Annotated in this window: 10 protein-coding genes and 2 pseudogenes; 8 read left to right on the forward strand and 4 right to left on the reverse strand. The window is 56.2% G+C overall.

Going from position 1 to position 12,854, the window contains the following annotated elements; genetic code table 11:
• The 5 genes and pseudogenes from HMPREF1024_RS30155 to HMPREF1024_RS04885 all read left to right on the forward strand — a co-directional run.
• A pseudogene (locus HMPREF1024_RS30155) lies at nt 1–128 on the forward strand (IS5/IS1182 family transposase); the annotation flags it as partial.
• Nucleotides 110–303, forward strand: a pseudogene (locus tag HMPREF1024_RS32110) (hypothetical protein). The pseudogenes HMPREF1024_RS30155 and HMPREF1024_RS32110, both read left to right, overlap by 19 nt.
• Before the next feature lie 221 nt (nt 304–524).
• Nucleotides 525–1,004: a type VI secretion system tube protein TssD gene (locus HMPREF1024_RS0127365; RefSeq protein WP_020317242.1), complete on the forward strand. Its 480-nt coding sequence runs from the start codon at nt 525–527 to the stop codon at nt 1,002–1,004.
• A gap of 183 nt (nt 1,005–1,187) precedes the next feature.
• Complete coding sequence (locus HMPREF1024_RS04890) at nt 1,188–2,267, forward strand: Gfo/Idh/MocA family oxidoreductase (RefSeq protein WP_009309499.1); 1,080 nt, start codon at nt 1,188–1,190, stop codon at nt 2,265–2,267.
• A gap of 49 nt (nt 2,268–2,316) precedes the next feature.
• Complete coding sequence (locus HMPREF1024_RS04885) at nt 2,317–2,535, forward strand: zinc ribbon domain-containing protein (protein WP_004144303.1); 219 nt, start codon at nt 2,317–2,319, stop codon at nt 2,533–2,535.
• Here the strand turns inward: HMPREF1024_RS04885 and xseA are convergent.
• Entirely contained in the window at nt 2,519–3,910 is a 1,392-nt protein-coding gene (gene xseA / locus HMPREF1024_RS04880; RefSeq protein WP_009309500.1) for an exodeoxyribonuclease VII large subunit, read from the reverse strand. The genes HMPREF1024_RS04885 and xseA overlap by 17 nt on opposite strands.
• Before the next feature lie 158 nt (nt 3,911–4,068).
• Here xseA and guaB point away from each other — a divergent pair, with 158 nt between their 5' ends.
• Entirely contained in the window at nt 4,069–5,535 is a 1,467-nt protein-coding gene (gene guaB / locus HMPREF1024_RS04875) for an IMP dehydrogenase (RefSeq protein WP_004151980.1), read from the forward strand.
• 67 nt (nt 5,536–5,602) lie between these two features.
• Complete coding sequence (gene guaA, locus HMPREF1024_RS04870) at nt 5,603–7,180, forward strand: glutamine-hydrolyzing GMP synthase (RefSeq protein ID WP_004151979.1); 1,578 nt, start codon at nt 5,603–5,605, stop codon at nt 7,178–7,180.
• A gap of 94 nt (nt 7,181–7,274) precedes the next feature.
• Here the strand turns inward: guaA and HMPREF1024_RS04865 are convergent, their stop codons facing one another.
• From HMPREF1024_RS04865 to HMPREF1024_RS04855, 3 genes are all read right to left on the reverse strand, one after another.
• Complete coding sequence (locus HMPREF1024_RS04865) at nt 7,275–9,143, reverse strand: sulfatase-like hydrolase/transferase (protein WP_009309501.1); 1,869 nt, start codon at nt 9,141–9,143, stop codon at nt 7,275–7,277.
• The gene (locus HMPREF1024_RS04860; RefSeq protein WP_032451416.1) at nt 9,127–10,305 is read right to left on the reverse strand and encodes an anaerobic sulfatase maturase; all 1,179 of its coding nucleotides are present in this window, start codon (nt 10,303–10,305) and stop codon (nt 9,127–9,129) included. The genes HMPREF1024_RS04865 and HMPREF1024_RS04860 overlap by 17 nt, the downstream gene beginning before the upstream one ends.
• 293 nt (nt 10,306–10,598) lie before the next feature.
• Nucleotides 10,599–11,831 (reverse strand): MFS transporter, encoded by a 1,233-nt coding sequence (locus HMPREF1024_RS04855; protein ID WP_009309503.1) that lies wholly within the window; start codon nt 11,829–11,831, stop codon nt 10,599–10,601.
• Nucleotides 11,832–11,904: 73 nt separating this feature from the next.
• Between HMPREF1024_RS04855 and HMPREF1024_RS04850 the strand changes: the two genes are divergently transcribed.
• Nucleotides 11,905–12,816, forward strand: a complete 912-nt coding sequence (locus HMPREF1024_RS04850) for a LysR family transcriptional regulator (RefSeq protein ID WP_004221278.1) — start codon at nt 11,905–11,907, stop codon at nt 12,814–12,816.
• Nucleotides 12,817–12,854: the final 38 nt, after the last annotated feature.

The following is a 12,854-nucleotide window of genomic DNA, read 5'->3' on the forward strand; positions in this document are numbered from 1 at the left end:
AGTTCGGCTTCGTGAAAGCCAGATACAAGGGGCTGCTGAAAAACGATAACCAACTGGCGATGTTATTCACCCTGGCCAACCTGTTTCGGGTGGACCAAATGATACGTCAGTGGGAGAGATCTCAGTAAAAACCGGAAATAACGCCAGAAATGGTGGAAAAAATAGCCTAAATAGGCTGATTCGATTGTTTGCGGGAAAAAAATCGGCCCAGATCCGCGAAATTTTAATCAGCGAGTCAGCTTGGGAAGAAATGACCTGCTTATTCGCACCTTCCCTAATATCATCGAAAGAATGATTAGGTAGTGATGATGTCATTTATTAAAAGAGCGCTTTTGTGGTTGTTCCAGCAATTAATTTCGCTGTATGCCCCGCCACTTTGCATTGTCATATTTGCAGTGGTTTTTTTTCAAATTTTTCCTGAGGGGCCGGTTTGGCCTGTTGGTATATTCGCTGTACTTATGATTATTATCTTTGGGCGCTATGTGAAATGGTAATTCTAACGTTATTTATGATAAGGAAATTGTATGTCTACTCCCGCACATTTATGGCTTGAAGATGAAAACGGTTCGCCGATCATTGGAAGCTGCATGATGCCAACGCGTCTTGGATCTATTGAGTTAAAATCATTCTCTCATGGTATTACTATTCCAGTTGATCCAAGCTGGGGAAAACTGACAGGTACGCGAATACATCGTCCTGTGTCGATAGTGAAGGAATTCGATCAGACAACACCGCTTTTGTATCGTGCCGTGTGTGAGGGGCGCCCGATGAAGAAGGCGATTATAAAGATGTATCGCATTCTGGAGGCGGGCATTGAGGCCGAGTATTTCAACATCATCCTGGAGAACGTCAAAGTCACTACGGTTGCGCCGTATTTATCACCTACTGGTATGAGCAGTACCCATCTGGAAACGCTCGAGATGCGTTATGAGGCGATCACCTGGAAATACATGGACGGAAATATTTACTACCGCGACTCATGGAATGACCGTTGTTGTGCATGACTCCATTATTCTCACGCAAAAAATGCCAGGTATCTCGTAGTAGGTACAATTTTATACATCAATTCAAAGTTGAAATTCATATTGGTGGGTTTTTGTGGCCGCCATGCCGGTAAATGTCAAAACCTTCCGCCATAATCCCGCGATACTTCGCCGGGAACAGAGCGGCTCAAAGGTGGACTTACTATGCAGATTGGTTTTATCGGCCTCGGCGCGGTGGTGGAAACCGCCTATTTACCGGCGCTGCGTCGCCTGGGGGACGTCATCGACCGCTGCCAGGGCTATGACCTGGACTGCAGCAGAGCGCTGCCGGGGATCCAGCGCTGTAGTTCGCTGTCGGCGCTGCTGGCCGAACCCCTGGATACGCTCTTCATTACCACCTCATCACTTCAGCATCTGCCCGTACTGGAGAGGGCGTTAGCCAGCGGCATTTCCCGCATCGTGGTGGAAAAGCCGATCGTGGCCAACCTTGAGCAGGCCGCCCGGCTGCGGGCGCTGCTGGCGCCGCCTGAGCAGGCCGCGCGGGTGCTGGCTCTTGACCACTGGATGGCGCGAGGCGTTGCGCTGAACGCTCCTGGCCCGCAGTGGCGGGCGGAAGGGGAGGCCAGCCGCCTGCCGCCGCCGCACCTGTCAGCGCAGGATATCGTCTGGCTCGAAGGCTATTTACAGGAGCCAAGCGGCTTTAACAGCGCTGGTGAGCCGGTCGCACTCAATTTTGCCACCGGGGAGCTGGATACCCGGCAGCTGCGTCACCCTGATGGGGTGATCCTCGATATCGGCACCCATGTCCTGGCGATGCTCCGCGAAACCCTGCACGCCAGCGGAAGCGATACGGCGCTGAGCCTTTCCCTTCGGGTGGCGAAAGACCGCCTCGGCCATGACATTGCTCCTGGGGATACGAGCACTGCCGAGGGGGAGGCGCATCTGCAGGGAACCCTGGGCACTATCCCGCTCAATATCTGGCTCAACAAATATGCGGGTCCCGCGGGCGGGCAAAAGGGAATGCGAATAGGACTGCGGGACGGGCGAATAATCACCCTCGATCGCGCCCCTGAGGGCGAAGTGGTGACGCTACAGGACGGCGAGCGGGTGCAGCGCTGGACCCGGCCCGGGGCGATCTATACGCACTGTCTTGATGAGCAGATCCTCGGCGCTGATAATCTGTTTATCCGGGCGCCGGACAGCGTGGCCGGGCTAACGCAGCGTAGGCTTGAGGAAGTGGAATGGCTGCTCAGGTTGCAGCAGCAATTACGCGGCCCGCATTAAACCCGGAACATGATAAAATAGGTGCAGATAAACGTTGAAAGGAATGGTTATGGAACTTGATTGCCCTCTGTGCCACGCGCCGTTAGATGTCAAAGGCAGTAGCGCGCATTGCGCCCAGTGCGAAAGGGTATTTACCCTTGAGGCCCGCTGCCCGGAATGCCACCAGCCGCTGGAGGTGCTGAAGGCGTGCGGCGCGGTGGATTACTTTTGCCAGCATGGGCATGGCCTTATCTCGAAAAAACGGGTGGAATTTATTCCGCTGGTTTAGTGGGCGAAGGCTTTCTGGCCCGCGTTTTTTTCACCGTCGCGATCTGCTTCACTTCGCTTTCGACCCAGCCGTCTTTCAGGCGGGTGGTGAGCAGATCGCCGGTTTTGACCTGTTTTGTCTGCTTCAGCACCGTACCGTCGCTCACCGAGGTGACGCTGTAGCCCCGCGCCAGGGTGGCTAAGGGGCTCACCGCCTCCAGATGGGTCACCGCGTTGCCAAACCGTTCACGCCGCTCGCTGAGGCGGCCACGCATAATTTCCGCCAGCCGGTATTCCAGCTGCTGGATCCGCGACTGCGCGCGGTGGATCCGCGGCTGCGGGTTGTAGTAATTCAGACGCTGAACGGTGCGCTTTTGCCGCTGTTCTGCGCGCTTAAGCTGTGACTCCACGGCGATACGCATCCGCTGGCGCAGGCGTTCCAGGGCGGTCTGCTGGCGGGCCAAGCGCAGCTGTGGATGCTGTTGCTGCAGGCGATGGAACAGCTGGGTAAAACGGCGCTGGCGACTGGCGAGGAAATAGTCCATCGCCATCTCCAGCCGCTGCTGTCCGGACTGCAGCTGGCGCAGCAGCTCCTGCTGGTTGCGGCTGACGATTTCCGCGGCGGCTGAGGGAGTCGGTGCCCGCAGGTCGGCAACAAAATCAGCGATCGTGACGTCGGTTTCATGGCCGACGGCGCTGACGATAGGGATCTGGCTGGCGAAAATAGCCCGCGCCACCCGCTCATCGTTAAAACTCCACAGATCCTCCAGCGAACCGCCGCCGCGTCCGACAATCAGTACGTCACACTCCTGGCGCGCGTTGGCCAGCGCGATGGCGCGCACAATCTGCCCGGGGGCGTCGTCACCCTGGACCGCGGTTGGGTAGATGATCACCGGCAGCCCGGGATCGCGGCGCCTGAGCACATGGAGAATATCGTGCAATGCGGCACCGGTTTTCGAGGTGATGACGCCGACGCAGTGGGCGGGAGAGGGGAGCGCCTGCTTATGTTTTTGCTCGAACAGTCCTTCCGCCGTTAACTGCGCTTTCAGCTGCTCATACTTCTGCTGCAGCAACCCTTCGCCGGCGGGCTGCATGCTTTCGACGATAATCTGGTAGTCGCCGCGCGGCTCATACAGCGTGATGTTGGCGCGAACCAGCACCTGCTGCCCGTGCTGCGGGCGGAACGTGACCCGGCGGTTGCTGTTGCGGAACATCGCGCAGCGCACCTGGGCGTTATCGTCTTTTAAGGTGAAGTACCAGTGGCCGGAGGAGGGCTGGCTGAAGTTAGAGATCTCGCCGCTGATCCAAACCTGGCCCATTTCGCGCTCAAGCAGCAGACGCACCGTCTGATTGAGGCGGCTTACGGTAAAAATTGCGGGGGATTGAGAGGGTAACATGTGAGCAAGATCAAACTTTAAATCAGCAGGTTATTCAGTCGATAGTAACGCGTTCAGAGGGGATGGCAAGTATTATTTGCAAAAAAGGGTAGATGCAATCGGTTACGCTCTGTATAATGCCACGGCAATATTTATCCACCCTGGTCGAGATATTGCCCATGCTACGTATCGCTAAAGAAGCCCTGACGTTTGACGACGTCCTCCTCGTTCCCGCTCATTCTACCGTTCTGCCGAATACTGCCGATCTCAGCACTCAGCTGACGAAAACCATTCGTCTGAATATTCCTATGCTCTCCGCAGCCATGGATACCGTAACGGAAGCGCGTCTGGCTATTGCCCTGGCACAGGAAGGCGGCATCGGCTTTATTCACAAAAACATGTCCATCGAGCGCCAGGCGGAAGAAGTTCGTCGCGTGAAGAAACATGAGTCCGGCGTGGTCACCGACCCGCAGACTGTCCTGCCGACGACCACTCTGCGTGAAGTGAAAGAGCTGACCGAGCGCAACGGTTTCGCCGGCTACCCGGTGGTTACCGAAGAAAACGAGCTGGTTGGCATCATCACCGGCCGCGACGTGCGTTTCGTCACCGATCTGAACCAGCCGGTCAGCGTCTACATGACGCCGAAAGAGCGTCTGGTCACCGTTCGTGAAGGCGAAAGCCGTGAAGTGGTCTTCGCTAAGATGCACGAAAAACGCGTTGAGAAAGCGCTGGTCGTGGATGAAAGCTTCCACCTGCGCGGCATGATCACCGTCAAAGACTTCCAGAAAGCAGAACGTAAACCGAACGCCTGTAAAGATGAGCAGGGCCGTCTGCGCGTAGGCGCGGCGGTCGGCGCTGGTGCCGGCAACGAAGAGCGCGTAGACGCGTTGGTAGCGGCAGGCGTTGACGTTCTGCTGATCGACTCCTCGCACGGTCACTCAGAAGGCGTTCTGCAGCGTATCCGTGAAACGCGCGCTAAATATCCTGACCTGCAGATCATCGGCGGCAACGTCGCCACTGGAGCAGGCGCGCGCGCGCTGGCGGAAGCCGGCTGCAGCGCGGTGAAAGTGGGCATCGGCCCGGGCTCCATCTGTACTACCCGTATCGTCACCGGCGTGGGTGTGCCGCAGATCACCGCTGTTTCCGACGCGGTGGAAGCGCTGGAAGGGACCGGTATTCCGGTTATCGCTGACGGCGGTATCCGTTTCTCCGGCGATATCGCCAAAGCGATCGCCGCCGGTGCGGCGGCGGTGATGGTTGGCTCCATGCTGGCGGGTACCGAAGAGTCCCCGGGTGAAATCGAACTCTATCAGGGTCGCTCTTACAAATCCTACCGCGGGATGGGCTCCCTTGGCGCGATGTCCAAAGGCTCCTCTGATCGCTATTTCCAGAGCGATAACGCCGCTGACAAACTGGTGCCGGAAGGTATCGAAGGCCGCGTGGCCTATAAAGGCCGCCTGAAAGAGATCATTCACCAGCAGATGGGCGGTCTGCGTTCCTGTATGGGTCTGACCGGCTGTGGTACCATTGACCTGCTGCGTACCAAAGCTGAATTCGTACGCATCAGCGGTGCGGGCATCCAGGAAAGCCACGTTCACGACGTGACCATCACCAAGGAGTCCCCGAACTACCGTCTGGGCTCCTGATTTCTTCGCCCGACCTTGCGTCGGGCGATTTATTTACTCTGTTTCACTTGCCTCGGAATTAGCGTCAATGACGGAAAACATTCATAAACATCGCATCCTCATCCTCGACTTCGGGTCTCAGTATACTCAGCTGGTGGCGCGTCGCGTGCGTGAGCTGGGCGTCTACTGTGAGCTGTGGGCATGGGATGTCACGGAAGCACAGATCCGCGAATTTAATCCAAGCGGCATCATTCTTTCCGGCGGCCCGGAAAGCACCACCGAAGAGAACAGCCCGCGCGCGCCGCAGTATGTGTTCGAAGCCGGCGTGCCGGTATTTGGCGTCTGCTACGGCATGCAGACCATGGCGATGCAGCTGGGCGGCCATGTAGAAGGTTCTAACGAGCGTGAGTTTGGTTACGCGCAGGTTGAAGTGGTTAACGACAGCGCGCTGGTGCGCGGTATCGAAGATTCCCTGACCGCAGACGGCAAACCGCTGCTGGACGTGTGGATGAGCCACGGCGACAAAGTGACCGCCATCCCAGCGGACTTCGTAACCGTCGCCAGCACCGACAACTGCCCGTTCGCCATTATGGCCAACGAAGAAAAACGCTTCTACGGCGTGCAGTTCCACCCGGAAGTGACCCACACCCGTCAGGGGATGCGTATGCTGGAGCGCTTCGTGCGCGACATCTGCCAGTGCGAAGCGCTGTGGACCCCGGCGAAAATCATTGACGACGCCGTTGAGCGTATCCGTCAGCAGGTTGGCGACGACAAAGTGATCCTCGGCCTCTCCGGCGGTGTGGACTCTTCGGTGACCGCGATGCTGCTGCACCGCGCTATCGGCAAAAACCTGACCTGCGTATTCGTGGACAACGGTCTGCTGCGCCTGAACGAAGCGCAGCAGGTGATGGAGATGTTCGGCGACCACTTTGGCCTGAACATTGTTCACGTTGAAGGCGAGCAGCGTTTCCTCGACGCGCTGGCGGGTGAAAGCGATCCGGAAGCGAAGCGTAAAATTATCGGTCGCGTTTTCGTGGAAGTGTTCGACGAAGAAGCGCTGAAGCTGGACGACGTCAAATGGCTGGCGCAGGGTACCATCTACCCTGACGTTATCGAGTCTGCCGCTTCCGCCACCGGTAAAGCGCACGTCATCAAATCTCACCACAACGTGGGCGGCCTGCCGAAAGAGATGAAGATGGGCCTGGTTGAGCCGCTGCGTGAGCTGTTTAAAGACGAAGTGCGTAAGATCGGCCTGGAACTTGGCCTGCCGTACGACATGCTCTACCGTCACCCGTTCCCGGGCCCCGGCCTTGGCGTGCGCGTGCTGGGCGAAGTGAAGAAAGAGTACTGCGACCTGCTGCGTCGTGCGGACGCTATCTTCATCGAAGAGCTGCACAAAGCTGACCTGTATAACAAAGTCAGCCAGGCGTTCACTGTGTTCCTGCCGGTTCGTTCCGTCGGCGTGATGGGCGATGGCCGTAAATACGACTGGGTGGTTTCCCTGCGTGCGGTGGAAACCATCGACTTCATGACCGCGCACTGGGCGCACCTGCCGTATGATTTCCTCGGCCGCGTCTCCAACCGTATCATCAATGAAGTGAACGGTATCTCCCGCGTGGTGTATGACATCAGCGGCAAGCCGCCAGCAACGATTGAGTGGGAATAATCCCCGGCGTTAGCTGAATGAAACGAAACCCTCTGTGTTTACAGAGGGTTTTTTTATAGCTGCTACATTAAGATCTCCCACCTGACGGCAAGCGCTAATCGCGCATATATTGATGCATCTGGGCCGCCGTCAGATCCCACTGGCTTCCTTCAAACGGGGGCATATAGCTGCCATCATCTTCGCCAATCTCAGCGGCAGTGAGCTGATTGAGTTTATCGTTCATTGTCATTAACAGATCCCGGTATTTCTCTGGCTCCCGGGCGAGGTTATGATTTTCTTCGGGGTCGTTAACCAGATCGAAAAGTTCAACATCATTATTCTCCAGCAGCTCGGCCAGGGTAGCAGGAATATGATGCTGCTTGAGCGAAAAGTAGCGGGCAAATTTATAGTGTCCATCGTTGATCATACGGATCCCTGAGCGATGGGAAAAATCAGGATGGAGTGACGCGATCGCTTTTTTAAATTGATCGTGCGGGAGTTTTTCTCCAGCCAGCTTTCTGAATTTTGCCGTGTATTGCGCATCCATATACAGGATCATGCCGTAACAATAAAGCGAACCCGGACGCAGCGCATTTAAGCCCGCTTGCTCAGGATGCGCCAGTAATGGGCTCATATCCCGGCCTTTTCTGCCCTCCAGGACTTTCTCTCGCAGCGACCGATCGCGTCCAGTCAGACCAATCAGGGTCGGTACTAAATCCAGATGATTGGTCAAACTGTTGCAGCGGATATTTCCCGGATACGCCGGATGGCGAATGATCATCGGCACATGGATCTGCTCTTTGTACACCGAGGAACCTTTACCATGCATCTGGTGGGAGCCACCGAGTTCCCCATGGTCGGCGGTAAAGACGATAATCGTATTTTGCGTCAGCTGCAGGTTATCCAGCTCATTGAGAATCGCCTCAAGATGCTGGTCATTATCGCGAATACAGTTGAAATAATAATCCAGTAATTTGCGCCAGCGCCGGTCTTCATCGGGGAACTGTCCCTCCATCACCGCCCTGGCATTCTGGTACTCTTTATGGGCGGCAGGTCTGCCAGGCTCATCGAGCGGCTGGTGGCGGTTTGCAGGCAGCGGATAGTCTGGCCAGCTTTGCTGATAGATTTGGTTGTGCGGGGGTTGGGTTGGCAGCAGGGTGTGGTTTTCTTTATCCATTGGCCCTTTCCACTGCACCTGCTCACCATGCTCATCGGTGTCGATAAACATGACATCGTGGGGGTTAACCAGGTTTACTGCCGCGAACCAGGGTTTATTTTCATCATTCAGCGGGCGGCCGGTGTTACGTAGCCAACTAATGGTCTGCCCCGTGGTGACTGAATCAAAGAAATAGCCGCCCTTACTTTTCCCGATGACATCGCCAATGCCGTGATAATCAGAGAAACCATACTTTTCCATAATTTCATGCAGTCGCGGCGTCGGGATCTCGCCCAGGTCCATTTCTTCTACCGATTTACCAGCGACCGGCTGATCGATCTCCCGGGTAAGATGCCATTTACCTTTATACGCCGTGTAATAACCCAGTTCACGCATCATATGGCCCACGGTACGTAATTCCGGGTCCAGATCGTAATTCATCCAGGGGAAGCCAAGATTATCAAACATCCGGGTGTGCGGCATATGGAGCCCGGTGTACATGACAGAGCGCGATGGCGTACAAACGTTGGCCGTGTTCTGATGATTGGTAAAAGTGATACCCGTTTTCATCAGGCGTTCCCGGCCCGGCACCGGAAAGGGATACCGCTCGAAATAACGTTCCTGATCGCAGGTTATTAGTAAAATATTGTAGCCTTCGGGCAGTGTGTCAGGGATTTCGCCGGTGAAAGGAATATCCCATGCCGCTTTCGGGGCGGCATTATTTTGTGCGGCGTTTCCCGTCTCTGGTAACAGGCTCACGACAGCGGCAATCCCCAGACCTTTGAGGAGATCGCGGCGATTTCCATCTATTTTATTTGGTTCTTTCATCTTCAGACTCCGTTAATTGTAATATATTTTGCCGAATCTCCGGGATAAGACTCATAATGAGCGCGGGCGGCTGGCAATTTAAAAAAAGCCTTCGCATGACGTTCATATAGGGCGTGATATGGCCGAAAAAGGCTAAATAGCCGCTGCACAGGTAATTCTGTGCTTCGTCGTCATGGATGGTAAAACGGTGTTTAGGGCATCCCCCATGGCAGGCAAAGCGCCAGTGGCAGCCCTGACAGCGGGCAGAGAGTTGGCCCTTTTGCTTCCCGAACTGTTGCTGAAATGGCGAGCTCGCCATCGCTGCCATAGCATCTTGCTTCAGATTACCCAGCTTATATTCCTCTGAGACAAAGTGATCGCAGCTGTAGACATCGCCGTTTTGCTCCACCAGTAAACTCTGCCCACAGACAGGCTGCATGGTGCAGAGCGTGGCGGGCTGGCCGGCCCATACGCCGAGCAGATTATCAAAGTACTGGATAAACACCCTGCCAACATCGTTTTCCAGCCAGTCGTCGAAAACACTGCACAAAAATTTGCCCCAGCCCTCAGGGGTAACTGACCAGGGAGCAGGGGAGTCAACGAGAGGAATAAACTGGAGATGGTGAAGGTTTAGCTCGCGGCTCAGGCAGCGATAGAGACTTTTCCCCTGGCTTGCAGACTGGCGGCTGACCACCACCATGGCATTCACCGGAACGTCATGCTGCTGCAGGCAGCGTATGGCCTGCACAACTTTTTCCCAGGTGGGTTTTCCGCAGCCCGTCGTACGCCAGGTGTCGTGGAGTGACGCAGGGCCATCAATGGATAATCCGACCAGAAATCCATGACGACGCAAAAAACGAGCCCATTTATCGTTCAGCAAGATGCCGTTGGTTTGCAGGCTGTTGGCGATGATTTTGTTACCACGGTAACGCTGCTGGAGCTCGACCACCTTTGCAAAAAAATCCAGCCCGCATAAGGTAGGCTCACCGCCCTGCCAGCAAAACTCGACGTTTTGCGAGGGGGTCGATGAAATGGTGTTGTGAATGTATGCTTCCAGCGTGAGGTCGTCCATGGTGGCATACCCTGGACGCGGAACCTCGTTTTCCAGATAGAAACAATACCGACAGGCCAGATTGCATCGATTGCCGCCGGGTTTTGCTACGGTATTAAAATTAGCGCTCATTCTTTGCTATGCTCGAACGGTTTCGATGAGGAAGAGAGTAAGGCTAATTGTGTTACCGGAGGTGTGGCTAATGTTACCGATGGCGACTGGCTTTATTTTTTGGATCATTATGCAAGCGAAAAATACAGGCGGTATCGTTATTTTTCGCAGGTGACAGCATGCCCTGCTATTCTCTTAAAAATTTCATCATTGATTTGGTGAATGTATTTTCATTAAAAATTTATAATATGAATAATGCCTGCCATATGGCTATAAGGGCAGGCGTAAATTATCAAGGGCGTAGTGATCCACGTTTACTCTTCAGCAAGGTTGTTTTTGGCTATCGGTTGGTCAACGGCCGCTGCCGGATATTCTACATTACGTTCATCCTGCGCCTTACCCGCCTCGCGCACAATCGCCAGCGCCAGTCCGGTAACGATCAACGTTAACCCGGTGGACACCCACATTCCGCCGATAATGCCCAGCCGGTGGTTCAGCCATGCGTAGGCAAAGGGTGAAACAGCTGCCATCAGTTGCCCGGGGATCAGCAGGAGACCCGTGCGGCTGGCGTAGCTTTCTGCGCTAAACAGCGCCAGCGGCAGCGTCGCTTTGACAATCGTCACCAGCCCGTTAATCGCGCCATAGCCCAGCACAAACCCGGCTGCGCATCCGGCATAGCTCGTGCTGCTCAATCCAAGGAGAAAACAGGGCGGCATGGCGAGCGCAGTAAAACGCGTTAGCGTGAGTGAGGTGACCCGGGGACCGGCCAGCACTTCCCCCAGCCGGGCGCCGGTCTGGCCGAATCCCCACAGCATACCGACGGCAACCGGCAGACCAAAGTGGCTGATAAACTCCGGCAGATGGGTAGAGGTACCGTTAGAGATGAAGGTGATCAGCGCAATAAAGATCGCGTAACGCGCCCCGTTACGCCGGTCGCCCTCTGCTGTCGCTGGCGAGGCTGGTGATTTCGCCGCTGAACTGAGCCGCTGGCGAGGCAGTTGATAACTCAGCCATGCGCTCAGCAGGCCAAACAGCGCATAGATCCGCAGAGCATTCTGCCAGGGCATGATGGTTAATAACGCCTCGCCCAGCGGCCAGAAGAGGGCAGAGGCCAGACCGCCAGCGAGAGTGATATGAGAGATAGTTTTCCGCGCCTGCTGACCGTACAGATTCACCACTGCGGCGAACAGCGCATCATACAGTGAGAGCCGCATGCCGATGCCGGTCAGCAGCCAGGCGGCGTACCAGCCGGCCAGCGAAGGGCGCCAGGCCATCATGGCGCAGCTGGCGGCTATCAGTAAGGTACCGCTGGTGACCACCAGCCTTCCGCCAAAGCGAGCCAGCAGCCTGGCAACGAACGGGGAGACAGCGGCCATCATCAGCATCGCAAGCGTCAGGCCGAGATAGATCTGCGGCAAGGACCATCCTTTGTCGGCGGCGATAGCCCCGGCAAAGGTGCCGGGCATATAAAAAGAGATCCCCCAGTTGATGAGTTGCTGACCGCCCGCGGTGAAGGCAAGGCGTCGGGGAATAGCGTTTATTTCCATGGTTTTTCATTCCGTTAAGACAGTTGTCCTGAGCATACCCGGCAGGCTATTGTTCTGGCAGAGCGGCTACCTTATGCGCGGTATAAGAGAAACTTTTATGACAACACTGAACCTGGGAAATCTGGCGACCTTCCGGCTGGTCGTACAGCGCGGCAGCTTTTCTGCCGCCGCCGACGCGCTGGGGATCTCCCAACCTGCCGTCAGCCTGCAGGTACGTCAGCTGGAGCAGTTTTTACAGACCAGGCTGCTGGAGCGAACCGGACGTGGGATCAAGGCGACGGCGGCGGGAATGGCATTGCTGGCCCACAGCGAGCAGATCGATCGGGCGGTGAATAGCGCGGTGCAGTCGGTCAGCGCATTCAGTCAGGAGGTTAATGGATCGTTGACGCTGGGGACTGGCGCGACGGCCTGCATTCATCTTCTTCCACCGCTGCTGCAGCATCTTCGTCAGCAGCACCCGCTGCTGACGGTGGGGGTGACCACCGGCAACACGCTGGATATCGTCCGCGCGGTGGAAGAAAACCGGCTCGATCTCGGGCTGGTCACGCTGCCCGTGCAGGGGCGCAGTCTGGCGGTGACTGCGATGTTAGATGAGGAGTTCGTGACCATCTATGCCAGCCGCGAGACGGAGATGCCGGCGGTTTATACTCCCGCCGAGCTGCAGGCGCAGCCGCTCATTGCCTTCGAGGCGGGTAGCGGCACGCGGGATCTGATTGACCGCTGGTTCCGCTCGGCGGGACTGGCGGTGACGCCGGTAATGCAGTTGGGGAGCATCGAGGCGATTAAGCGCATGGTGCGGGCAGGGCTGGGCTACAGCATCGTGCCCCGCATGGCGGTGGAGCGGGTGGAGGATCGCGACGGATTACGCGTACACTCGCTGGCGCCGCGGCTATACCGACAGCTGGCGGTAGTCATGCGTCAGGACAAAATTGTGACAAAAGGTATCGCTGAAATGCTGCGCCTGCTGCATACCGTGCGCTTATAAATCGCCGACGGCAAAATTACCGCATCAAAGACAGTACT

The organism is Klebsiella sp. 4_1_44FAA (genome assembly GCF_000238715.1).
In the GTDB taxonomy this organism is placed as follows: domain Bacteria; phylum Pseudomonadota; class Gammaproteobacteria; order Enterobacterales; family Enterobacteriaceae; genus Klebsiella; species Klebsiella pneumoniae.